Origin of the sequence: Micromonospora sp. NPDC049274 (genome assembly GCF_040678875.1) — a bacterium.
GTDB lineage: Bacteria > Actinomycetota > Actinomycetes > Mycobacteriales > Micromonosporaceae > Micromonospora.
Genome location: NZ_JBFAQS010000003.1, coordinates 351,936 through 373,803 on the forward strand (window position 1 = coordinate 351,936; position 21,868 = coordinate 373,803).

General features: G+C 71.7%; 20 protein-coding genes. 8 read left to right on the forward strand and 12 right to left on the reverse strand.

The window, feature by feature from the left end; all coding sequences use genetic code 11:
• Positions 1-69 precede the first annotated feature (69 nt).
• The gene (gene purD, locus AB0K10_RS08030) at positions 70-1,320 is read left to right on the forward strand and encodes a phosphoribosylamine--glycine ligase (protein ID WP_363681090.1); all 1,251 of its coding nucleotides are present in this window, start codon (positions 70-72) and stop codon (positions 1,318-1,320) included.
• A 31-nt stretch (positions 1,321-1,351) separates the two neighbouring features.
• Here the strand turns inward: purD and AB0K10_RS08035 are convergent, their stop codons facing one another.
• Positions 1,352-2,914: an AMP-binding protein gene (locus tag AB0K10_RS08035; protein WP_363681092.1), complete on the reverse strand. Its 1,563-nt coding sequence runs from the start codon at positions 2,912-2,914 to the stop codon at positions 1,352-1,354.
• A 408-nt stretch (positions 2,915-3,322) separates the two neighbouring features.
• On the opposite strand from AB0K10_RS08035, the gene AB0K10_RS08040 reads away from it, so the two are divergent.
• On the forward strand, positions 3,323-3,760 hold the full coding sequence (locus tag AB0K10_RS08040) for a peptidase inhibitor family I36 protein (RefSeq protein ID WP_363681094.1): 438 nt from the start codon (positions 3,323-3,325) through the stop codon (positions 3,758-3,760).
• 77 nt (positions 3,761-3,837) lie between these two features.
• Here the strand turns inward: AB0K10_RS08040 and AB0K10_RS08045 are convergent, their stop codons facing one another.
• Together AB0K10_RS08045 and AB0K10_RS08050 are read right to left on the reverse strand one after the other, a co-directional pair.
• Positions 3,838-5,052: an acyl-CoA dehydrogenase family protein gene (locus AB0K10_RS08045; RefSeq protein ID WP_363681096.1), complete on the reverse strand. Its 1,215-nt coding sequence runs from the start codon at positions 5,050-5,052 to the stop codon at positions 3,838-3,840.
• 1 nt (position 5,053) lies between these two features.
• Entirely contained in the window at positions 5,054-5,506 is a 453-nt protein-coding gene (locus AB0K10_RS08050; protein ID WP_363681097.1) for an SCP2 sterol-binding domain-containing protein, read from the reverse strand.
• A gap of 68 nt (positions 5,507-5,574) precedes the next feature.
• On the opposite strand from AB0K10_RS08050, the gene AB0K10_RS08055 reads away from it, so the two are divergent.
• Positions 5,575-6,213 carry a TetR/AcrR family transcriptional regulator gene (locus AB0K10_RS08055; protein WP_363681099.1) on the forward strand — a complete coding sequence of 213 codons (639 nt, stop codon included), beginning with the start codon at positions 5,575-5,577 and terminating at the stop codon, positions 6,211-6,213.
• On the opposite strand, the gene AB0K10_RS08060 is transcribed toward AB0K10_RS08055, so the two are convergent.
• Positions 6,188-6,856 carry a DedA family protein gene (locus tag AB0K10_RS08060; protein ID WP_363681422.1) on the reverse strand — a complete coding sequence of 223 codons (669 nt, stop codon included), beginning with the start codon at positions 6,854-6,856 and terminating at the stop codon, positions 6,188-6,190. The genes AB0K10_RS08055 and AB0K10_RS08060 overlap by 26 nt on opposite strands.
• 167 nt (positions 6,857-7,023) lie before the next feature.
• Here AB0K10_RS08060 and AB0K10_RS08065 point away from each other — a divergent pair, with 167 nt between their 5' ends.
• Together AB0K10_RS08065 and AB0K10_RS08070 are read left to right on the forward strand one after the other, a co-directional pair.
• A complete protein-coding gene (locus AB0K10_RS08065; RefSeq protein WP_363681101.1) occupies positions 7,024-8,175 on the forward strand; it encodes a histidine kinase in 1,152 nt (383 codons plus the stop codon).
• On the forward strand, positions 8,172-8,813 hold the full coding sequence (locus AB0K10_RS08070; RefSeq protein WP_363681103.1) for a response regulator transcription factor: 642 nt from the start codon (positions 8,172-8,174) through the stop codon (positions 8,811-8,813). Before AB0K10_RS08065 ends, AB0K10_RS08070 begins: the two co-directional genes overlap by 4 nt.
• Positions 8,814-8,824: 11 nt before the next feature.
• Here AB0K10_RS08070 and AB0K10_RS08075 read toward each other — a convergent pair whose 3' ends face one another.
• The 7 genes from AB0K10_RS08075 to AB0K10_RS08105 all read right to left on the reverse strand — a co-directional run bounded on the left by AB0K10_RS08075 (position 8,825) and on the right by AB0K10_RS08105 (position 15,976).
• Positions 8,825-9,445, reverse strand: a complete 621-nt coding sequence (locus tag AB0K10_RS08075) for a DedA family protein (protein WP_363681105.1) — start codon at positions 9,443-9,445, stop codon at positions 8,825-8,827.
• A gap of 64 nt (positions 9,446-9,509) precedes the next feature.
• Positions 9,510-10,772, reverse strand: coding sequence for an adenylosuccinate synthetase (locus AB0K10_RS08080; RefSeq protein ID WP_363681107.1), 1,263 nt, complete (start codon positions 10,770-10,772; stop codon positions 9,510-9,512).
• Positions 10,769-11,728: a hypothetical protein gene (locus AB0K10_RS08085; RefSeq protein ID WP_363681108.1), complete on the reverse strand. Its 960-nt coding sequence runs from the start codon at positions 11,726-11,728 to the stop codon at positions 10,769-10,771. Before AB0K10_RS08085 ends, AB0K10_RS08080 begins: the two co-directional genes overlap by 4 nt.
• A gap of 9 nt (positions 11,729-11,737) precedes the next feature.
• The gene (locus AB0K10_RS08090) at positions 11,738-12,709 is read right to left on the reverse strand and encodes a serine/threonine protein kinase (RefSeq protein WP_363681110.1); all 972 of its coding nucleotides are present in this window, start codon (positions 12,707-12,709) and stop codon (positions 11,738-11,740) included.
• Positions 12,706-13,458: an NUDIX domain-containing protein gene (locus tag AB0K10_RS08095; RefSeq protein WP_363681112.1), complete on the reverse strand. Its 753-nt coding sequence runs from the start codon at positions 13,456-13,458 to the stop codon at positions 12,706-12,708. The genes AB0K10_RS08090 and AB0K10_RS08095 overlap by 4 nt, the downstream gene beginning before the upstream one ends.
• Before the next feature lie 107 nt (positions 13,459-13,565).
• Positions 13,566-14,384: a MaoC/PaaZ C-terminal domain-containing protein gene (locus AB0K10_RS08100; protein ID WP_363681423.1), complete on the reverse strand. Its 819-nt coding sequence runs from the start codon at positions 14,382-14,384 to the stop codon at positions 13,566-13,568.
• Positions 14,385-14,629: 245 nt separating this feature from the next.
• Complete coding sequence (locus AB0K10_RS08105; protein ID WP_363681114.1) at positions 14,630-15,976, reverse strand: 3-oxoacyl-ACP reductase; 1,347 nt, start codon at positions 15,974-15,976, stop codon at positions 14,630-14,632.
• A 55-nt stretch (positions 15,977-16,031) separates the two neighbouring features.
• Here AB0K10_RS08105 and AB0K10_RS08110 point away from each other — a divergent pair, with 55 nt between their 5' ends.
• Positions 16,032-17,324 (forward strand): acetyl-CoA C-acetyltransferase, encoded by a 1,293-nt coding sequence (locus tag AB0K10_RS08110; protein ID WP_363681116.1) that lies wholly within the window; start codon positions 16,032-16,034, stop codon positions 17,322-17,324.
• A gap of 60 nt (positions 17,325-17,384) precedes the next feature.
• Here AB0K10_RS08110 and AB0K10_RS08115 read toward each other — a convergent pair whose 3' ends face one another.
• Positions 17,385-19,703, reverse strand: a complete 2,319-nt coding sequence (locus AB0K10_RS08115) for a right-handed parallel beta-helix repeat-containing protein (protein ID WP_363681117.1) — start codon at positions 19,701-19,703, stop codon at positions 17,385-17,387.
• 338 nt (positions 19,704-20,041) lie between these two features.
• On the opposite strand from AB0K10_RS08115, the gene AB0K10_RS08120 reads away from it, so the two are divergent.
• Together AB0K10_RS08120 and AB0K10_RS08125 are read left to right on the forward strand one after the other, a co-directional pair.
• On the forward strand, positions 20,042-20,557 hold the full coding sequence (locus AB0K10_RS08120) for a SigE family RNA polymerase sigma factor (protein WP_363681119.1): 516 nt from the start codon (positions 20,042-20,044) through the stop codon (positions 20,555-20,557).
• Positions 20,554-21,834, forward strand: a complete 1,281-nt coding sequence (locus tag AB0K10_RS08125) for a hypothetical protein (protein WP_363681121.1) — start codon at positions 20,554-20,556, stop codon at positions 21,832-21,834. The genes AB0K10_RS08120 and AB0K10_RS08125 overlap by 4 nt, the downstream gene beginning before the upstream one ends.
• The last annotated feature ends 34 nt before the right edge of the window (positions 21,835-21,868 follow it).

The following is a 21,868-nucleotide window of genomic DNA, read 5'->3' on the forward strand; positions in this document are numbered from 1 at the left end:
ACGCCGAGGTCGTGGGCAATAACTTCATGATCAACGGGGTGGGTGGGGCGGACAGTAGGATGCTTGGTTGTGCGCGTTCTCTTGGTGGGTGGTGGTGGGCGGGAGCATGCTCTCGCGCTCGGGTTGGCCGGCGATCCGGCTGTTTCGGCGCTGATTGCCGCGCCCGGTAATCCGGGGATCGCCTCGGTTGCCGAGCTGCGGGCCGTCAATGCCTCCGATCCTTCCGCGGTGGCCGCGCTGGCCGTGGAGACTGCCGCCGACCTGGTCGTGATCGGGCCGGAGGCGCCGCTCGTCGCCGGTGTCGCCGACGCGGTACGCGCCAAGGGCATCGCCGTGTTCGGCCCGTCGGCCGAGGCCGCCCAGTTGGAGGGCTCGAAGGCGTTCGCCAAGGACGTGATGACCGCCGCCGGCGTGCCGACCGCCCGGGCGTACGTCTGCACGGACGAGGAGAGCACCGCGCGGGCGCTTGACGAGTTGGGCGCCCCGTACGTGGTGAAGGACGACGGGCTGGCCGCCGGCAAGGGCGTCGTGGTGACCGACGACCGGTCCGCCGCGTTGGCGCACGCCGCGGAGTGCGGCCGGGTCGTGGTCGAGGAGTTCCTCGACGGCCCGGAGGTCAGCCTGTTCGTGGTCACCGACGGCGAGGCGGCGCTGCCGCTGCTGCCCGCACAGGATTTCAAGCGGATCGGCAACGGCGACACCGGCCCGAACACGGGCGGCATGGGCGCGTACGCGCCGCTGCCCTGGGCCCCGTCCGACCTGGTGGACGGTGTGCTGCGCGACGTGGTCCACCCGACCCTCGCCGAGATGCGCCGCCGGGGCAACCCGTTCGCGGGCCTGCTCTACGTGGGCCTCGCGATGACGGCGACCGGCCCCCGGGTGATCGAGTTCAACGCGCGTTTCGGTGACCCGGAGACCCAGGTCGTGCTCGCCCTGCTGGAGACCCCGTTGGGCGGGCTGTTGCACGCGGCGGCCACCGGCACGCTGGCCGAGCACCCGCCGCTGCGGTGGCGGGACGGCAGCGCGGTCACCGTGGTGCTCGCCGCGCAGGGCTACCCGGCGGCGCCGCGCACCGGCGACGTGATCACGGGCGCGGATCGGCCGGGCATCATCCACGCGGGCACCGCCCGCCGGGCCAGCGACGGCGCGTTGCTGTCCGCCGGCGGCCGGGTCCTCTGCGGTACGGCCACCGGCCCCGACCTGGCGACCGCCCGGGATGCCGCGTACACGCTGGTGGACGGGGTGGAGCTGACCGGTTCGCAGCACCGCACCGACATTGCCGCCGCCGCGATCGACGGCCGGATCACCATCCCGGCCTGAGCGGCGCCCGGCCTGAGTGGCTGAGTGGTCGTCAGCCGTAGTAGCGGCGTAGTTCCCCGGCGAGCACCTTGCCGGTGGCGTTGCGGGGCAGGTACTTCACGAAGACCACGTCCCGCGGTACGGAGAATCGGGCCAGATAGTGCCGGACGTACTCCCGGACCGCTTCGGGGTCGAGGGTTTCGCCGGGGTGTAGGGCGAGGAACGCGGCCAGTCGCTGCCCGTACTCGGGATCGGGTACGCCGATCACGGCGGCCTCGCGTACCTGCGGTAGTTGGGCGAGGAGGTCCTCCACCTCGGAGGGGAAGACGTTCTCGCCGCCGGAGACGATCATGTCGTCGGCCCGGCCGTCGACGAAGAGCAGCCCGTCGGCGTTGAGTCGACCGAGGTCGCCGGTGTCGAGCAGGCCGTCGCGTGTCTCCCGGCTGGCACCGGAGGTGTAGCCCTCGAAGAGCATCTCGTTGCCGACGAAGATGCGGCCGACCTGTCCCTGCGGGACCGGCTGGCCGTCGGTGTCGAGCATCTCCAGGCGGGTGCCGTGCGGCGGTCGGCCGGCCGTGGTGGGTGCCTGGCGCAGGTCCGGGGGGCCGGCGATGGACGCCCAGGAGACCTCGGTGGAGCCGTAGAGGTTGTAGAGGACGTCTCCGTACGCGTCCATGAACTTCGGGGCGAGCCCGCCCGGCAGGGCCGATCCACTGACCGCGACGACCCTGAGCGGGGGGCGCGGGTCCGGTGGGGGCATTTCCAGCAGCCGTTGGAGCATCACGGGTACGGCGAAGAGGGCGTCGCAGCGGTGTGTCACGAGCGCGGCGAGCGTGGCGGCCGGGTCGAAGCGGCGGTGCAGCACGATTGTGGCCCGCAACGCGAAGCACACCTGGAGGGCAGCGAATCCCCAGGTGTGGAAGATCGGGGCGGCGATCAGCACCCGGTCCTTGGCGTGCAGGGGGATGCGGTCGATGATGGACACGAGCGGTCCGAAGCCGCTGGGTGTGGGCCGGCGGGCGCCCTTGGGCGCGCCGGTGGTGCCCGAGGTGAGCACGATGATCCGGCCGTCGCGCTCCGGCGGGTGCAGCTCGCCGGGCAGTGCTCCGGCCACCAGCTCCTCGCGCGCGCGCTCGTCGAGGCGGGGCAGCTCGGCGGGGAGGCCGAGGACCCGTTCGGCGAACTCGTCGTCGTGCACCAGCAGCCGCAGTCGCTGCTCCTCGGCGACGGTGGACAGTTGGGCGGCGGAGAGCCCGGTGTTGACCAGGACCGCGTCGACGCCGAGCAGGGTCGCCGCGACGATCGTCTCGATCAGTCCGTGATGGTTGCGGCACAGCACGCCGATCCGGTCGCCGGCCTGTACGCCGAGCCGGGACCGCATGGACCGGGCCATGCGCTCGGCCCGGTCGAGGAGCGTCTGGTAGGTCAGCTCGACGCCGTCCTCGTCGATGATCGCCGGCCGGCCAGGGTCTCGGGCGGCCGCCTGGCGTAGTTCGCCGGCGAGGCTCCAACCCCAGGTGCGCAACGCGTTGAGCTGCGAGGCGATCCGGACCGGGCGGCCCGGGTTGAGCAGGCCGCGCCGGGTCAGCGTGGCGACGACGAACGGCAGGTCCATGCCGCAGACCTCCTAGGGGTGGTATGCGGACGGGCAGTGGATCTCCCCGCCCGTCGAGGTGTCGTCCCTTGATCATGCACCGGGCGTGGCTGGAGGCCCAGTCGGCGTCGGCGTGGGGTGACGAAGACGGCACGGATCGTGGAATCCGCTGCCCCGCGAAGCCGCCGTGGTCGGCGTGACCGCGGGTCGAGTCTCGCCTGGCCGTGAATCAAACAATGTGAAAGCGAATGCTGACATGCCTGGGAATTGACAGCTAATCGCCTCGGGCGAGCCGGAGCCGGAGCCGTTCAGTGAACATAAACAGTTCTTCCAGACCGCCCGCGTACGTTCGGGAACGAAGGCCTGCGATGGAAAGGGCGTCGAGCGCTTCCATCGCCCAAGTAGCGCTTCCGAAAATGTGGAGGTTCGGTGAACCTGTTGAAAAATCGTACTCTCGCCGCAGGGGCGGGAATTGTCGTAGCCGTGACCGGCTCCCTCTTCGCGATTTCTTCGCCCGCCTCGGCGGACTACGCGTGCCCGGCGAGGCAGGTGTGCTTCTTCCAGGACAAGGACGGCCACGGAAGCCCGGCCACGCTGGCGGGTCTGGTCCAGGGTGGCGGCGGCGTCGCCAACTTCTCTGATCACAAGTTCCACAACGGTGTGAACCTCAATGACCAGGCGTCCTCCGTCTTCAACAACACGAATCAGTACCTGGGGGTCTACGAACACAACAACTACGGTGGGCGGTGGCAGCGGGTCAAGCCGTACGGGTGGGCCAACTTCGGGGGTGATGTCAAGAATGACAGCGCCTCGTCCGCCCGGTTCGTCGACGAGGGGTGCACGCCGGGGCGGGAGTGGTGCCTCTAGGCGCCTAGGTCTTATCGTCACGACCCAGATGTAGAGCGAGGGCCGGAATACCCGGCCCTCGCTCTGCAGCCCTACGGTCAGCGGATCTGCATGCCGGAGATCGCCCGGGAGATGACCAGTCGCTGGATTTCGGACGTACCCTCGAAAATGGTGTAGATCTTGGCGTCGCGGTACCAGCGTTCGACGGGGTGGTCGCGCAGGAAGCCGGCCCCGCCGAGCAACTGCACCGCCTTTTCGGTGACCGACACCGCCACCTCGCCGGCCTTGAGCTTGGACATCGAGCCCTCACCCGCGGTGAAGGGGCGGTTGTTGCGGCCCATCCAGGAGGCGCGCCAGACCAGCAGCCGGGCGGCGTCGATCTCCATCCGCATGTCGGCCAGCGCGAACGCGACGGCCTGGTTCTCGATGATCGGTCGTCCGAACTGGACCCGGTCCCTGGCGTAGTCCAGGGCATACTCGTAGGCGGCCCGGGCCACGCCGAGCGCCTGCGCACCCACCGTGGGTCGGGAGAGCTCGAAGGTACGCATCGCGGCCTGTCCGGTGGCCCGTTGCCCGGAGCGGGCCCGGTCCAGGCGTTCCAGCAGGGCGTCGCGTCCGCCGAGCAGGCAGCGGCCGGGTACGCGTACGCCGTCGAGGAAGACGTCGGCGGTGTGCGACGCGCGCAGGCCGAGTTTGCGCAGCTTGCGGGTCGCGGCCAAGCCGGGGGTGCCGGGAGGTACGACGAACGCTGCCTGGCCCCGGGAGCCGAGCGCGGGGTCGACGGAGGCGGTGACCACGTGCACTCCGGCGATGCCGCCGTTGGTGGCGTACGCCTTCTGGCCGGTGAGCACCCACTCGTCGGTGGCCTCGTCGTAGACGGCCCGGGTACGCATCGCGCCGACGTCGGAGCCGGCCTCCGGCTCGCTGGTGCAGAACGCGGCGACGGCCGGCGAGTCGACGTCGCCGAAGCACTGCGGCACCCACTCGACCAGCTGGTCGGGGGTGCCGGCGCCGTAGATGGCGGCGACGGCGAGCGAGGTGCCGAAGATGCTCAGGCCGATGCCGGCGTCACCCCAGAAGAGTTCCTCACTGGCGATCGGCAGGGAGAGCCCGGTCGGGTCGGCCCAGCAGGTGGCGAGGAACTCGAAGCCGTAGAGGCCGACCTTGGCGGCTTCCTGGATCACCGGCCAGGGAGTGTCCTCGCGTTCGTCCCACTCGGCGGCGGCCGGGCGCACGACCTCGGCGGCGAAGCCGTGCACCCAGTCGCGTAGATCCCGCTGTTCCTCGTTCAGGTCGAGCGAGAACTCGGCCATGTCAGGCCTTGGGGATGTCGAACAGGTTGGCGATGTTGGCGGCGAGGCCGAGGTCGCCCTTCGCCTTCAACTTGCCGGTCATGAACATCATCACCGGGTTGGCGCCACCGGAGACGATCTTCAGGAACTCGACCGGGCCCATGGTGAGGCTCAGCTTCGGGTCGTGCTGCGGGGTCTCGTTCACCTGGCACTTGCCGTCGGCGACGGCCACCTCGTAGGTGTCGCTGCCACCATCCGGGCGGCCGGTGATGATCCAGTGGATGACCGCGTTCGTGGAGCCGGCCCGGTCCGCGCGGAACAGCGACGGCATCCGGCCGAAGACCTCGCCCAGGACCTTGCCGCGCAGGTCACCGGCCATCACCTGGGCGATCTTGTCGTCCGGGGTGGACTTGACCAGCTGGGCGAACTCCTTGGGGCCGACGTTGGCGAAGTTGGCCGGGTCGAAGTCAGTCATCAGGTGCGCCTTCCGGAAGATTTGGCTACTCGTGCGTAACCCTACGCACGAGTAGGTATGCTCGCAAGGTGTCCAGCGTCCCCGCCTTCAAGCGCCTGCCGCGCGCCGTCCGCGAGCAGCAGATGCTCGACGCGGCCGTCAAGGTCTTCTCCCGACGTGGCTTCCACGCCGCCAGCATGGACGAGATCGCGGAGGACGCCGGCATCTCCAAACCCATGGTGTACGCGTACCTCGGCACCAAGGAGGAGCTGTTCGTCGCCTGTCTGCACCGGGAGGGGACCCGGATGATGCAGGCCATCGCCGGGGCGGCGGCCCCCGACCTGCCGGCCGACGAGCGGCTCTGGCGTGGGCTGCGGGCGTTCTTCGGCTTCGTGGGCGCACACCGCGACGGCTGGGCGGTGCTCTACCGGCAGGCCCGGGGCGAGCAGCCGTTCGCCGGCGAGCTGGCCACCATGCGGGCCCGGCTGGTCGAGGTGGTCGCCGGAATGCTCGACCACGCGCTGCGCGAAGAGGGCCGCGAGATCGCCGCCGTCGACCTGGAGGTCGTCGCGTACGCCCTGGTGGGGGCGACCGAGTCGCTTGCCGACTGGCTCGCGGACCACCCGGAGGCGGACCCGGAGAAGACGGCCACCCGGATGATGAACGTCGCCTGGCTCGGTGCCGCCCAACTGCTGCACGGCGTCACCTGGCGTCCACCGGCCGACTGACGGCCCCGGCGGAGACAGCGTCGCTGCCCGGCTCGCCGGACCGCGCCGCACGACGCCGGTTGCGGAGCCAGCGGACCACCTCGACGACCACCGTCACCGTCAGGGCGAGGCCCAGACCCAGCAGGAGACCACGCAGCGGGTCCTGCTCGAAGGCCAGCCCGCCCAGGTAGCCGACCAGCGCCGAGTAGAGCCCCCACGAGCTGGCGGCCAACGCGTCGAAGACCAGAAACCGTCGCCGGGGATAGCGCATCGCACCCATGGTGAGGGTGACCGCGGTCCGGCCGCCCGGAACGTAGCGGGCCACGGTGAGGATCAGCCCGCCCCGGGTGGCGATCCCCCGACGGGCCCGGTCGATGGCGGCTCGGCGTCGACCGTCGGGCGGCAGCCGGTCGAGCAGCCGGGTGCCGCCGCCCCGCCCGATGGCGTACGAGATGTGGTCGCCGACAAGCGCCCCGACGGCGGCCACCAGGATCACCGCCGGCAGGTACGGCGCTCCGGAAGCCGCGAACACCCCCGCGGTGATCACTGCCGTCTCGCTCGGCACCACCGGGAAGAAACCGTCCAGCACCGCGATCGCGAAGATCGCCAGGTACACCCAGGGCGAGGACATCGTGTCGTGCAGCAGGTCGAGTAGATCCATTATCCCGATGCTGGTGGGGGCGGCGTTGGCCGACATCGGCCAGCGGTCAGGTGGGCGCCACTACTTAGGTAGCCGCCGGCCCGGACTGCGGGTCGGGGTCATCCCCCACCTCACCCGGGTACGCCGCTGCGGGGCGACCCGATCCGCCGGCCGCGCCCTAGGCTCGCTGGGTGGCATCCAGCGCCGTCGCTCTCCGGCAGGTCGTCCATCGGTACGCCCCGCCGCTGCTCGCCGTCCTGGTCGCCGTAGCCGTCTGGGCCAGCGCGACCGGGGACATCGGTGTCCGCTCGCCTCTGCCGGGCGCGGTCGTACTGCCGATCGCGCTGGGCTCCGCGTGGGCCGCCGGCACGGTCCGGACCCGTCGCTGGCCGTTGTTCCTGGCCGCGGCGGTCGGCTGGTTGGTGCTCGCCGCGGCGGCCGCCGGGGTGCTGGCCTCGTACCAGGCGGGTCTGCGGCTGCGCGGTCGCCAACTCGCCGGCTACCTCGCCGGGGCGGCCCTGGTGCTGACCGGCGGGGTGCTGGTCGGGCTGGCGGTGGGTGGCGTACGCCGGATCACCACCGCCGCCACCGGCAACGTGCTGCTGCTCGCCGCCTGCCTGGTGGGGCTTCCGTTGGTCTTCGGTCTCTGGGTGCGGGCCCGCCAGGACACGCTCGCCGCTTTGCGGGACCGGGCCGAGCGGCTGGAACGCGAGCAGGAGGCCCGCGCCGACCGGGTCCGCGCCGAGGAGCGGACCCGGATCGCCCGGGAGATGCACGACGTGGTGGCGCACCGGGTCTCGCTGATGGTGGTGCATGCCGGGGCGCTGGAGGTGACCGCCGTGGACCCGGGGACCGTCGAGGCAGCCGCGCTGATCCGGACGACCGGCCGGCAGGCGCTCACCGACCTGCGCGAGGTGCTGGGTGTGCTGCGCCAGGCCGGACCGGCCGTGACGCCGGAGCGAGGGCTCGACACGTTGGACGAGTTGATCGGGGAGTCCCGTGCCGCCGGGCTGCGGGTGTCCCGGCGGGACGAGGGCGTGCCGACGGCACTGCCCGCGACGCTGGGGCGTACCGCGTACCGGGTGGTCCGGGAGGCGCTGACCAACGTGCGCAAGCACGCGGCCGACGCCGAGACGACCGTCTGCCTGCGCTACCTGCCCGACGGGCTGGAGGTGCTGGTCCGCAACGGCCCGTCCGAGGGCGGGTCGACGCTGCCCGGTGCCGGGCAGGGGCTGCTCGGGCTGCGGGAGCGGGTGGAGCTGCTCGGCGGCCGGTTGGAGGCGACTCCCGTGAACGGCGGCTTCCTGGTCAGGGCCCTGATCCCGCTGGCGGGTGCGGCGTGATCCGGGTGGTGGTGGTGGACGACGAGCAACTGCTCCGTGCCGGGCTGCGGCTGATCCTCGAAGCGGCGGAGGACATCACGGTCGTCGGTGAGGCAGCGGACGGCGCTGGCGCGTTGGAGCAGGCCCAGCGGTTACGCCCCGACGTGGTGTTGCTCGACGTGCGGATGCCGGGCATCGACGGGTTGACCGTCGCGCCCGAGGTGGTCGCCGTCGGCCCGAAGGTGATCATGTTGACCACCTTCGACCTCGACGAGTACGTGCACCGGGCGCTGCGGGCCGGCGCGGTCGGCTTCCTGCTCAAGGACACCCCGCCCCGCGAGTTGGCCGCCGCGGTTCGCACGGTGGCCGCCGGGAACGCGATGCTCGCCCCGACGGTGACCCGGCGTCTGATCAGCTCGTTCGCCGAGCGCGGTCCGGACCGCCGGGACGCGGCCCGTGCGCGGCTCGCACCGCTGACCGAGCGGGAGCTGGCGATCGTCCGGGAGGTGGCGCGCGGGCACGGCAACGCGGAGATCGCCCGGCGGCTGACGATGAGCGAGGCAACCGTCAAGGCACACGTCAGCCGGTCGCTGGCGAAACTCCACGCCGGCAACCGGGTGCAGTTGGCCATCCTGGTGTACGACGCCGACCTGCTGTGACAGGCGCGGGGTCAGTGGCGGGAGGAGGCGTGGCGGCGGACCCTGCGACGTAGCCACCGGATCCCCTCCAGCCCAAACGTGACGACCACCGAGATTCCCACCCCGACCAGCAGACCCTTCACCGGATCGCGTTCGAAAGCCAACCCGCCGAAGTAGCCGAGCAGTCCGCAGTACAGCGCCCAGGTGATCGCGCCGATGCTGTCGTACAGCAGGAATGACCGGCGGGGATAGCGCACCGCGCCCATGGTGAGGGTGACGGCGGTCCGCCCGCCCGGCACGTACCGGCTGGTGGTCAGGATGACTCCGCCGCGCCGGTCCACGGCCCGACGGGCCCACTCGGAGCTGGCCCGCCGGCGGCTGCCGTCGGGGAGGCGGGCCAGTCGGCGGGCGCCCCCGCCCCGCCCGATGGCGTACGAGACGTGGTCGCCGATCAGCGCGCCGGTGGCGGCGGTCACGATCACCAGGGTCAGGCTGGGATGCCCCCCGCTCGCCGAGAGCACCCCCGCGGTGATCACCGCCGCCTCGCCCGGCACCGCGGGGAAGAACGCGTCGACCGCGGTGAGCCCGAAGATCACCAGGTAGACCCACGGCGACGTGACCGTCCCACGGAGGAGGTCGAGCAGGGCGTCCATGCCCCCATGCTTGCCGGGCGCGACCTACCCGGTGGGCGAGTCGCCGGATCACGGCCCCGACTTGTCAGTCGGCGTGCACCAGGGCGGGTGGGGCGAGCAGTGGACCGCACGGGGTCTTGTCGTCGGCGGTGGGGCCGTGTGAGGTCAGTACCACGGGTGCGCCCAGCTCCGTGCCTATCGCCTCGGCCCAGTCCGTCGGTGGCTCGTCGTACACCGGCCGCGAGCGCAGCAGACGCGCGGTGAGCGCGGCCTGCCGGTCCAGATCCCCGGCCGGGCCGGGGTCGAGCCGGTCGGTGGTGTCGTAGCGGCGGCAGATCCGCAGGTCGGGGCCGGCGAGGTCGAGGTGGGTCAGCGCCAGGCCGTCGACGCCGCCGGCCGCGGCGAGGGCGTACCGGTGGGCGACCGCGTCGAAGTGGCCGAACCGGAAACGGCCCTGCCAGGGGTTCGTCGGGTTGTGCGGGTCGGCGAGCGGCAGGGCCGGGTCCTCGGTCACCAGTGGGCCGGCGCCGTGTCGGGTGGTGACGATCCGCAGCACCCCGAGCCGGGTCAGGTCGCCGGTCAGCCCCGCCTCGGCGAGCAGGCTGTCGGCGTTTGCGAACGTGGTGGTGCTCCACGTGGTGTACGGGTGGAAGCCGTGCCACTCGTCGAGCAGCACGCCCTGCGCGCCCTCCAAGACGCAGGTGCCGGCGCGCAGCGCCCCGGCGAGCCAGCTCTCGTCGACGATGGCGACCCGCCCGGCGAACCCGGTGAACGCGGGCAGACAGTCCTCGACCGGAGGCGCGTCCAGCGGGCCGAGCTCGGCGGTCAGCCGGTCCCGCAGGACGGTCAGTCGGCGGCGCAGCAGACCCGGGCTGCGGCAGTCGGCGACCCGGGGCGCGTCGTCCGGGTGGGCGAGACCGTAAGAGACGGCCTCGCCCACCCCCAGCCCGCAGGAGCCGTGCCGGTCGGCCCCCCGGGCGATCTCCCGGGCGCGGTTGGCGGCCCGGTGATACGGGGTGGCGAGCAGCGCTTCCCCGTCTACGGTCAGCCGGTCGAGCGCGTCGGGCACCCCGACCGTGGCGAGATGGTCGGCCTCGGCGGCCAGTGCCAGCGGGTCCACCACCACGTGCCGGGACAGGTGCGTACCGACACCGGGGTGGAACGTGCCCGCGCCGAACTGCGCGAACGTGTGGTGCCGCCCGTCGCGCAGCACGACGTTGTGCGCCGCCTGCGCGCCCCCGTTGAAGCGGACCACCGTGTGCACCTGGCGGGTGGCGCAGAGCCAGTCCACGACCGTGCCCTTGCCGGCGTCGCCGTAGCCGAGGTCGACCACCGCCACGTGCCTCACAGCCTCCTCACCCCGCCGGTGGTGTCGCGGAACGCCGGCAGCGTGGACACCTCGGCTCGCCGTCCCCGGCCGAGGCGGGCCAGGGCCTTCGACACGGTGCCGGTGGCGCTGGAACCGGCGTGGTCCAGGTGGCGCAGGCCCTCGTCCAGGTCGATGGCCTGCTCGCCGAGCCCGATGGTGAGTGCGATGGTCTCGCAGACCGCGTCCAGGTCGTCGAGCACGACGGCGTTCTGCCCGAGCAGGTCCCGCCAGAAGTCGAGCACTGTGGCGTTGCCGGCGTAGTGGCTGCCGGCCGGGAGCAGGTAGTAGGTGTCCCAGCGGCGCGTCACCTCGTCGACGACCTGCCGCAGCGGCACGTCCTCGCCCAGGTCGTCGCCGATCAGGCCGGCCACCTCACGGGCCTTGACCTGCTGATACGCCAGCTCGTCGCCGATGATGAACAGGTAGCCGCGCCGGCCGCGCTTCTCCCAGTTGTCGGTGACGGTGTGCCGGGCCATGAAGTACAGGGCCAGCTCGTACGACTCGCTCATCTGCCCGCCGCCACCGCCCTCCAGCACGATCCGCCCGAGGTCGTCGTCCATCCGGTTGTCCGACTCGAACTGGCCGACCTGCAGCGGCACGCGGTCGCAGGTGGCGTCGCCGATCGCGCCGAACATGATCTGCGGGTCGCTGGCGTAGCCCTGCCGTTGCAGCAGCCCGAGCAGTTGCGGCAGCTTGGTCTGCAGGGCGCGCGGCACCCTGCGCATCGAGCCGGTCACGTCGAAGAGCACCGCGATGGGCGTCGACTGCGGGTGCTCGTCGGAGTCGCGGCTCTCCCGGCTCGCGTCGCGGGGGTCGAGCGCGGGGTGCACGGTGCGCGCGCCGCTGTCGCTGTAGGAGAACGCGCTGCGGCCGGTGGATCGCCGGTAGCGGTCGGCGGCGTCGTACACGTCGGTGGACCAGATTCCACTGCCCATGACAGCTCCTTAGGGGGTGAGGGTGAAGGGTCGGAAGGTGCGTGGCCCGTAGAGCCGGTCCAGCACCTGGTCGAGTTCGCGCAGCAGACGCCAGGCGTCGTCGGGCCGGCCGTCCAGGTGCCGCTGCCGGCAACCCCGCGCGAAGGTGTGCAGTTCGCGGGGCGCACGCGGCCCCATCAGCCAGCTCATGCAGCGGCTGGCCATGGCGATGTCGGTGCCCGGGCCACAGGGCCGCCTGTGGAGGACCTCCTCCGGATACCAGTCCTCCTGGCCGGGCACCAGGGCCGGAATCGTGCTGCCCACGGCCGCGGAGAAGCACCAGTCGACGAGCACGACGCCGTGGGCGTCCGGCTCGATCAGCACGTGTCGCGGCAGGACCGCGCCGTGCACCAGGCCCGCCCGGTGGGCCAGGCCGAGCACCACCAGCAGCCGCCGCCACATCCAGGCCACGTCCCGGGCGTCCAACCCGTCGGGGTACGCGCGCCGCACCTCGTCCAGGTCGTGCAGGCCGGGCGCGGTGGCGAGCACGGTGATCCGCCGTTCGGCACCGGAGGCGGCGTCGCGGTGCGGGAACTCGTCGACGAGCCGGGGCACGTACGGCAGGTAACGCGGGTCGCCGCGCTCGGCGATGGTGTGCAGCGCGTGTGCCTCGCGGGCCATCAGGTCGTTGTCGGCGGGTCGTCGGGGGAGCTTGAGCAGCCGGTCGGCACCGACGTCGTAGAGGTCGGCCAGGTCACCCGAGTGGGCCGGGGCTCCGAGCCGGTAGTCGCCGAGGACGGTGACCCGCCGGGCCTGCCACCGGGTGGTGACGTGGACGAACGCGTCGAGGGCTTCGGCGCGTACCGCAGGGTCGGTCGGCAGGCGGTCGGGGTGCAGGGCCGCGACAAGCTCGCGGTAGCGGCGGGCCGGCTGGTCCGCGCCGAACAGGTCGGCGTCGGTGCGGGCCGCCGCGACCAGGCCGATGGCCTCGGTCGCCCTCATCGCACCGTCTCCTCACGGGCGGGGCGCAGCAGCGCCGGGTGCAGCAGGCGGGCGTCGCCGGCCCGGTAGAGCCGGGCGCGGGGGCCACCCCGGGAACCACCGCGCTCGGTGCTGGTGCCCGTGCTCTCCACGAAGCCCGGGACGGAGAGCACCTTGCGGTGGAAGTTTCCGGCGTGCAGCGCGTGACCCCAGACCGTCTCGTAGACGGCGCGCAGCTCGCTGATCGTGAACTCGGCGGCCAGGAAGCGCGTGGCGAGCGGGGTGTACTCCAGCTTGGACCGGGCCCGCTCCAACGCGTCGTCGATGATCCGGCCGTGGTCGAAGGCGAGCTGCCTGCTGGTCAGCGCGGTCACCGGCAGCCAGATCGCCTCGTCGGCGTCGGTGCCGGCGGCCGGGTCGGGCAGGTCGGGGGCGAACGCGAGGTGGGCGATCGAGACGACACGCATCCGCGGGTCACGGTCGGGAGCGCCGTAGCTGCCCAACTGCTCCAGGTGTACGCGGCGCAGCCCCTCCCCGCCGAGGCCGGTCTCCTCGGCCAGCTCCCGTCGGGCGCCGGCGGTCAGGTCCTCGTCGGGGCGGACGAACCCACCGGGCAGCGCCCAGTGGCCGGCGAAGGGTGCCTCGCCGCGCCGGATCAGCAGCAGGTGCAGCGCGTCGTCGCGGATGGTCAGGGCCACCACGTCGACTGTCACGGCGACCGACGGGTAGTCCCGCGGGTCGTACGCGGCCAGGAACTCCTGCTCGTTCATCGCGTCTCTCTCACTCTGAGAACATCTCGTTGTGAGAACAACTTAGCGCATGCGAGTGCCCCTGCCAAGGGGGCGCTCGTCAGCGCACGGGGCCGGCTGGCCGCGCGTCAGCGCACGAGACCCGCCAGGTGCGGTCGGCCGCGCGAGTCGTGCAGGGCGAACCCGCCGTCCGGCAGGAGGGTGAAGTTGACAGTGCTCGGCAGCGGTACGGGCAGCTTGAACGCCACCTCGACGGTGCAGGCGTCCGGCAGCCGGGTCTCCAGCGCGGCCAGGCAGCGCGCCTTGCTCCACATGCCGTGCGCGATAGGCCGGCGGAAGCCGAACAGCCGCGCCCCGAGCCGGGAGGTGTGGATCGGGTTGTGGTCGCCGGAGACCCGCGCGTACTCCGTGCCGACGCGCGGCTCCACCCGCCAGCGCGCCGTGGCGGCCGGTGCCGTGGGACGTTCTCCCCGGTCGCGCCCTGCATCGGCTCTGCGCTCCCGACCGAGGTACGTCGAGACGCCGCGCCACACCTCCTCGCCGTCGACCGAGCCGACAAGCACCACGTCCACCTGCCGCCCCCGGTCGTGTGGACGCAGGTTCTCCGCGTACGTCGTGAAGTCGAGGGTCTCGTCGGCGGTGATCGGGCGGCGCGTGGTGATCCGATTACCGACGTGCACCAGGCCGATCAGCGGAAGGGGAAAGCCCGGCGCGGTCATCAGCCGCAGGGCCAGCGGGAAGCCCAGGACGTGCGGGAACGTCGCGGGCAGCCGGTCGGCGAGCCGGAAACCGCAGACCCGGTCGTAGTCGGCCAGGTGCGCCCGGTCGATCCGCACCCCTGCCACGGCGAACTCGACCGCCGGCAGGTCGGCCCCGCGCCGTCCACCGCCGAGGCCGGGCAGCGTGCCGAGCGCGGCCCGCCGGTACAGCGCGCCGGGCGCGGGCATCCGGGGCAGCTCGACGCGCGTCCGGCCGCCCGTTCCGGCCGGACCGTCGCCGCCGAGGTCACCTGTCACCTCGGCTGCCGAGGCGGTCAGGTCATGGGTCTGCTCGACGCTCGGGTCGGTGCCGGCCGCTTCCGGCCGGCGGATCGCGTCAAGCATCTCCCGCGAAAGGATCTCGGTCGGGCCCTCGATCAGGTCGTGGACCGACAGGTCGTCGGGTTCCCTCGCGGGCTCTCTCCTTTTCGCCATCACGCCCCCAGCAGACTCTGGCCGCAGACCCGGACCACGTTGCCGCTGACCCCGCCGCTGGCCGGCCAGGCCAGCCAGCCGATCGTCTCGGCCACGTCCTCCGGCAGACCGCCCTGCGCCAGGCTGTTCATCCGTCGGCCCGCCTCGCGGACCACAAGCGGGATGCGCGCGGTCATCCGGGTCTCGATGAAGCCGGGGGCCACCGCGTTGACGCTGATGTTCCGGTCGCGCAGGGCCGGGGCGAGCGAGTCGACCAAGCCGATCACGCCGGCCTTGCTGGTGGCGTAGTTGGTCTGCCCCCGGTTACCGGCGATCCCGGCGATGGAGGAGACGCCGATGATCCGGCCACCGGCCGGGATCAGCTCCCGCTCCAGCAGCACGTCGTTGATCCGCTCCTGACTGGACAGGTTGACGTCGATGACCTGGTCCCACCGGTCGGCGTCCATCCGGCCGAGCGTCTTGTCCCGGGTGATGCCGGCGTTGTGCACCACCACGTCGACCCGGCCGTGTCGGCTTGCCAGGTGGTCGGCGAGCCGGGTCGGCGCGTCCGGCGCGGTCAGGTCGAGTTGCACCGCCGTACCGCCGATGTCGTTCGCCACCGCGGCGAGGGCGTCACCGGCCGCCGGGACGTCCAGGGCTACCACCTGTGCGCCGTCGCGGGCGAGGACCCGGGCGAGGGCCGCGCCGATGCCCCGGGCAGCCCCGGTGACCAGCACGACCTGCCCATCCAGCGGGCGGTCCCAGTCGGCCGGGGCGCTCGCCGGGCCGGCACCCACCCGGATCACCTGCCCCGAGACGTACGCGGACCGGCCGGAGAGCAGAAATCGGACTGTCGATTCGAGGCTCGTGCCGTTGGCGTCGCGAGTTACCTGGACGAGTTGTGCCGTGGTGCCCCGACCGAACTCCTTGCCGATGCTGCGGACCAGCCCCTCCAGGGCGCGCTGTGCCGTCGCCTCGCGCGGCGCCGGGCACTCGCTCGGCGGAGTGCCGAGCACGATCACCCGGCCGCTGGGCAGCAGCGCCCGGGCCTGCGGGTGAAAGAAGTCGTAGAGCTGACGCAGCTGGGTCGAGTCGGTGATGCCGGTTGCGTCGAACACCAGGGCGCCGAAGCGGTCCTGCGGTGCGGCCGCGCCGGTGTCGCGCAGCTCGACCCCGGCGGCGGTCAGGATCGCGGTGACCGGCTCGACGAGCCGGCCCCCGCCGGCCGCGCCGAGCAGGGCCGGCCCGGTCAGCAGCGGGTCGCCGGGGTGGTGTCGGCGCAGTCGCGGCGGGTCGGGCAGCCCGAGGCGCTTGACCAGCGCGCGGCCGGCGGCCGATTGGACGAAGCTCGCGTACCTGTCGGTCATGGGCGTAGCCTACTGGCGAGTAGGGTTCGAGCAACACTTGTCGAGGAGGCGGATCGTGCAGAGCATCCGGCGGGTCGCGGTCATCGGGGGCAACCGCATCCCCTTCGCCCGTTCCAACTCCCGCTACGCGGACGCGTCCAACGCGGATCTGCTCGGCGCGGCGCTGGACGGCCTGATCGCCCGCTACGGGCTGGCCGGGCAACGCGTCGGCGAGGTGGTGGCCGGCGCGGTGCTCAAGCACTCCCGCGACTTCAACCTCACCCGCGAGGTGGTGCTCGGCTCCCGGCTCGACCCGCACACCCCCGCGTACGACATCCAGCAGGCCTGCGGCACCGGCCTGGAGGCGGCCATCCTGGTCGCCAACAAGATCGCCCTCGGTCAGCTCGACGTCGGCATCGCCGGCGGTGTCGACACCACCTCCGACGCGCCGCTCGCGGTCAACGAGGACATGCGGCGCACACTGCTCAAGCTGAACTCGGCCCGGACCCTCGGCCAGCGGGTGAAGATCGCCGCGAAGCTGCGCCCGCTCCAGCCGTTCAAGCCGGAGATCCCGCGCAACGCCGAACCGCGTACCGGCCTGTCCATGGGTGACCACGCCGCCCGTACCGCCGTGCAGTGGCAGATCGAACGGCGCGCGCAGGACGAGCTGGCACTGCGCTCGCACCAGCGGCTCGCCGCCGCGTACGACAGGGGTTTCTTCGACGACCTGATGACGCCCTACCTGGGGCTCACCCGCGACCAGAACCTCCGCCCCGACAGCACCCTGGAGAAGCTCGGCGCGCTCAGGCCGGTCTTCGGCACCCGCGGCCCGGACGCCGAGCAGGCCACCATGACCGCCGGGAACTCGTCGCCGCTCACCGACGGCGCGTCCACAGTGCTGCTCGCGTCGGAGGAGTGGGCGCGGGAACACAGCCTGCCGGTGCTTGCCTGGTTCAGCTGGTCGGAGACGGCCGCCGTGGACTTCGTACACGGCGACGAGGGGCTGCTGATGGCCCCCGCGTACGCGGTGCCGCGGATGCTGGCCCGTGCCGGGCTGACGTTGCAGGACTTCGACTACTACGAGATCCACGAGGCGTTCGCCTCGCAGGTGCTGGCCACCCTCGCCGCCTGGGAGTCGCCGGAGTTCTGCAAGGACCGGCTCGGCCTGGACGCTCCGTTGGGCGCGATCGACACCGATCGGCTCAACGTCAACGGCTCCTCGCTGGCCGCCGGGCACCCGTTCGCCGCCACCGGCGGCCGGATCGTGGCCACGCTGGCCAAGCTGCTGGCCTCCAAGGGCAGCGGACGCGGGCTGATCTCCATCTGCGCGGCCGGCGGCCAGGGCGTGACGGCGATCCTGGAGCGCTGAACCGCCCCGACGGCCGACGCCCGCCACGGATCGTCGTGACGGGCGCCGGCGCGTGGTGGATCAGCTGAGGACGAAACGCTCGCCCGAGCCGATCGAGGTGCGGTCGGCGGTCAATGGTGACGACCCCAGGCCCGCGCTGACGTAACGGTTGTTGACTGTCGCCTTGAGGCTGACCGTCCCGTTCGTGTTGCGGACCAGCGTGAACGTCCCCCAGGGGCTGACCAGGCCGCTGGCGTTGATCAGCGGCAGGGCGCCGGCGTTCGGCGCGAAGACGAAGCGGTTGTTGGCGTGCGCGAACAACGCCACCTTGCCGTCGCCGAGATCGACGAAGTCGAACCGCTGGTTCTTGTCGAGGACGGAACTGCTGGCGATCAGCGGCTTCGACGCGGCGGTGTCGGCGGTCACGAACCGCTTGACGGTCGCGGTCCGCAGGGTCCGGTTGGCGTCGGCGAGGTTCACCCGGTGGAACCTCTCCGCGAAGGTGACCGCATAGGTGCTGGTGAGCAACGCGTCACCGGGGTTGTACACGCTGACGTACCGGCCGTTGGATGCTTTGAGGCTGAAGCTGCCGTCGGTGTAGCGGGTCACGGTGAACGTCTCGTTCGGGCCCACCGACGAACTGCCCGCCGAGAGCACGTCGACTGCCAAGAGGTCCGGACTCACGTAGGCGCCGGTGCGGTGGGCCAGCAGCGCCACCTGGTTGGTGCCGACGTTCACCAGGTCGAACGCATCGGCCGGCGCGAGGGTCGTGCGGTCGGCGACCAGAACGGGGCTCTGGTGTGCCGCGTTGCCGACACCGAGATAGTGGTTGTGGGCCAGGGACAGCAGACCGATCGTGCCGGCGGAGGGTAGGAAGCTCACGCTGTACGCCCTCGCCGCCGTCATGGTGTCCGCGAGGGTGGCGGTGACCGTGACCCGGAACGTCCCGTGCGAGCCGTACTGGTGTCGGGCCACCGGCCCGGACTGGGTCACGACCGTCCCGTCACCGAAGTCGAACCGGTAGGACACGACGGGCGTGAAGCCGGCCCGGGTGGCCGAGGCGTCCGCGGTGACCCACCCGGTCCCGGGCTCCTGGGTCAGGGCTGCCAGCACGACCGGAGCGGGAAGCGATTCGTGCGTGCCGCGGTCGGCCCAGGGGACGGGCCCGGCTCCCGTGTTCGCCCTCGACGGGTCGTCGCCGCGACTGCGGCCCAGGACGTCCGTCGCCGGGAAGCCAGGAGCAGCCGAGTTCGCCGAGTCGACACGCCCCCACTCGCTGGAGTCGTAGCTGTCGTGGGCGCCCTGTCCGGAGGCGGCGTGGAACTCCTCCAGGGTCATCGGCCGGTCCCAGGCGTAGCCGGTGGACTTACCGGTGTTGTTGTAGTCGACGACAGTCTTTCCGCGGGACTCGGCGTACACCCCGATCTCCACGCCGTCGGTCGAGGACGACGCGCAGAGACCCGTGTTGTTGGGGCCGCCGTTCCTGATGACCACGTTGTTCTGGACCGAGATGCGGTCGGACGTGCCGTCGACACGGACACCGTCGCCACAGCGATCCTGCACGAGGTTGTTGCTGACGGCGGTGCCGATCGCCCCCCGGATCTGGATGCCGTCACCGTAGCCGCGGTTGATCTGGTTGTTGGCGATCACGGTGTCGATCGCACCCGGCCGGACGGCGATGGCCGCCCCACGGAAGCCGGCCACAGTGCTCGCGAGGATCCTCGTGTCAGCAGCCTCGACGTCGATCCCCGCGCCCGCTCCGGCGTCGGCGTCGCTGTTGCTGAAGGTGGCCTTGGTGATGGTCACCCCACTGCTCGCCGCGTCCAGGAACAGGCCCGTGGCAAGCCGTGTGCCGACGCCGATGGCACCCCGTACGGTCACTCCGGTCACTCCGGACAGCCGGAACGCGGGGTGGGTCGATGCTCCGGTGGCACTGACGCCGACATCGTCGAGGACGATGCCGTCGGAGTCCTCGATGTCGACGGCCGGTGCCTCCATCGTGCCGACGATGCGGAAGCCCTTGATGGTGACGTGGCTCTGGTGGTGGACGACGGCACCGGCGGTCGGCCCGGTGAGCCGGACGAAACCGTTGGTGGCGGACACGCCCGCGAGGATGGTGATCGGCCGTTCCGCCGTGCCGGAGACGGGAACGCTGAACCGTTCCGCGTACGGCCCGCCGTCGACCGTCACGGTCTGGCCCGGGCCGACTCTGGCGACGGCCGCCCCGATGGTGCAGAAGGGCTGGTCGACTGCGCCGACACCGGTGTCGGTGCAGCGCTCGGGGACGAGGTTGTTGACGTACAGGACGGTGGTCTCGGCGCGGGCGGGGCTAGCGGACGGCAGTAGCGTGCCGCCGAGCAGCGCGATCGCCGCGAGCCCGACGAGGCGTGATGTGCGCATACGGTGTCTCTCACAGCGAAGGGAGACGGCCGGGATCGGCCGGAGAAACCAGATCATGGCGTATTCGCCGTCTCCTGTCCGCCCTGTCGGGCAACGCAACGACAACGGGTCGGGTCAGCGACGGCAGAAACTCCGACGGGCGGGCAACCTCGCCGCCGTGACGCTTCGTCCCCTGGACATGAGACGAAGAAGTGCCCGCCGGACGGCTACCACCGGCGCGCGGACGAGGTGGACCTGATGGCGCCAACGAGATGCCGGTCGAGCTACGGCTGGGCGAGCAACCTTTCCGGCCCTTCTTTCCGTTCCCCAGGCATGAGGCGAACGCAAGGTCCAGCGCGGTGAATCGGGCCGACGAGGACGACTACCGGCAGTTCGTCAGCGCCCGGTTGGAGCCCCTGCGCATCACTGCGTACCTGCTCTGCCGGGACTGGCACACCGCAGACGACCTGGTCTCCATCACCATCGGCAAGCTTTACCAGCACTGGCGGCGCGTCCGGACGATGGAACACGTCGACGCGTACGTGCGGGGGATGCTGACCAACGCGTGGCTGGACGAGCGGCGCCGGCCGTGGCGGCGCGAGAAGGTCACCGACGAGCTGCCCGAGCAGGCCGACGTAGCCCTGCCGCAGGCGGCGCTGGCCGACCGGGAACTGCTCCTGGACCTGTTGGCGCAGCTTTCCCCGCGGCGGCGGGCGGTGGTGGTCCTGCGCTTCTACTGCGACCTGTCGGTCGAGGAGACCGCCCGGGCGTTGGGGATCAGCACAGGGACGGTGAAGAGCCAGGCCGCGCGGGGTCTGGAAAGCCTTCGGACGCTGGCGACGGTGGATTCGGCATTGAGCGGAGAGAGCGCGTGAGCTACCGGACAGCTTTCAGAGAGGCCGTTGGAGAAATCCCGCCGACCTCGATCGACATGGATCGGGTGATCGATCGACAGCGGAGAGTCGCTCGGCTCCGCGCTTGGGGTGCCTCCGGAGCGGGCGCGGTGATGGTGCTGGCGATCACCCTCACGATGATGCCCCGGCCGCCCGAACCGGCCCCGCCGAACGTCGCACCAGTGGTTCAGCCGTCTATCACCACTGCGGCGGGTACCCCTGAGGACGCGAAGCGCCTGGAGGACTCCTTCGTGGCCGCCCTCGTCCGCGAGGTCCCCAACCTCACCTGGCCGGAGTCCGCCTCTCCAGACATCCCGAAGCTGAAGGTGGGCGCCAGTCCCCAGACCACGCTGGAGAGCTACTCGATGTGGACGACCGTTGGCGCTGGCGGTTCGACCGCCGAGGTGAGCACGCGTGTCTGGCGGCTGGGAGAGGAGATCTTCGCTGAGACGGGCTGCGAGGAAGAACGGCCCTCAGATCTGTTCGAGTACGCGTGTGCGGAATCCAGCGGCCCGGACGGAGCGCAGGTCAGGACCATCGAACGCGCCTTCATCGACGCCAAGGCGAAGGACCGGAAGGGGGAGCATCAACTCAACGTCAACCTGCTTCGACGAAGCGGGACGCTGGTCACGATGCGGGTTTACAACGACCCAGGGCAGGGTGAACTGCCACTGACCGCCGGGCAGATGATTGCCGTGGCATCCGACCCCGCTCTGGCTCTTGGCCCCCTTCCGCCCGGCGTGACCGTGCGACCGCCCCTGGAACCGAGGCCGGGCGAGTCCAGCGCCCCGGACGTCCAGAGGAAGATCGACACGGCGGTCTTCGCCGCCCTGCGCGCCCAGGCACCCGGGGTCAAGGCTGTTGGAGCCAGAGCGGCCCTGGAGGATGAGTGGACGGGCTCCGGTGGCGACAACAGCATCGACAAGTACTGGGGCCAGGCGGTTATCGCGGTTGACGGGCACAGCGGGCTCTTCTCGGTGCAGCTTGAGCGGGAGGGCTCCGGCCTCGCCGGTGATCTGACCTGCGGCCCACAGTCCAGGACGTACGCCTGCACGACCGGCGAGGGGCCGAACGGCGAACGGTGGCGGATCACCACCAACACGACCGGCGGCAGCGAGCGGAACGTGCAGGTGCTGCGGAAGGACGGCTCCCTTGTCTGGGTGTCCCACTCCCAAGGCCCCAAGGACGCGTTCGCGCTGACCGCTGAGCAGCTGAAGGCCATCGCCCTCGACCCGGCAGTCGCCCTTCCGGGGAAGTAACCCGACCGGTCGGTGATGGTTCGCAGGCCTCGAC

Coding starts and splice junctions, on each gene's coding strand:
- AB0K10_RS08035 (WP_363681092.1), bottom strand. CDS start 2,914: ATGGACCTGCCGTTCGTCGTCGCCACGCTGACCCGGCGCGGCCTGCTC.
- AB0K10_RS08045 (WP_363681096.1), bottom strand. CDS start 5,052: ATGGCCGAGTTCTCGCTCGACCTGAACGAGGAACAGCGGGATCTACGC.
- AB0K10_RS08050 (WP_363681097.1), bottom strand. CDS start 5,506: ATGACTGACTTCGACCCGGCCAACTTCGCCAACGTCGGCCCCAAGGAG.
- AB0K10_RS08075 (WP_363681105.1), bottom strand. CDS start 9,445: ATGGACGCCCTGCTCGACCTCCTCCGTGGGACGGTCACGTCGCCGTGG.
- AB0K10_RS08085 (WP_363681108.1), bottom strand. CDS start 11,728: ATGGGCAGTGGAATCTGGTCCACCGACGTGTACGACGCCGCCGACCGC.
- AB0K10_RS08090 (WP_363681110.1), bottom strand. CDS start 12,709: ATGAGGGCGACCGAGGCCATCGGCCTGGTCGCGGCGGCCCGCACCGAC.
- AB0K10_RS08095 (WP_363681112.1), bottom strand. CDS start 13,458: ATGAACGAGCAGGAGTTCCTGGCCGCGTACGACCCGCGGGACTACCCG.
- AB0K10_RS08100 (WP_363681423.1), bottom strand. CDS start 14,384: ATGCCCGCGCCCGGCGCGCTGTACCGGCGGGCCGCGCTCGGCACGCTG.
- AB0K10_RS08105 (WP_363681114.1), bottom strand. CDS start 15,976: ATGACCGACAGGTACGCGAGCTTCGTCCAATCGGCCGCCGGCCGCGCG.
- AB0K10_RS08115 (WP_363681117.1), bottom strand. CDS start 19,703: ATGCGCACATCACGCCTCGTCGGGCTCGCGGCGATCGCGCTGCTCGGC.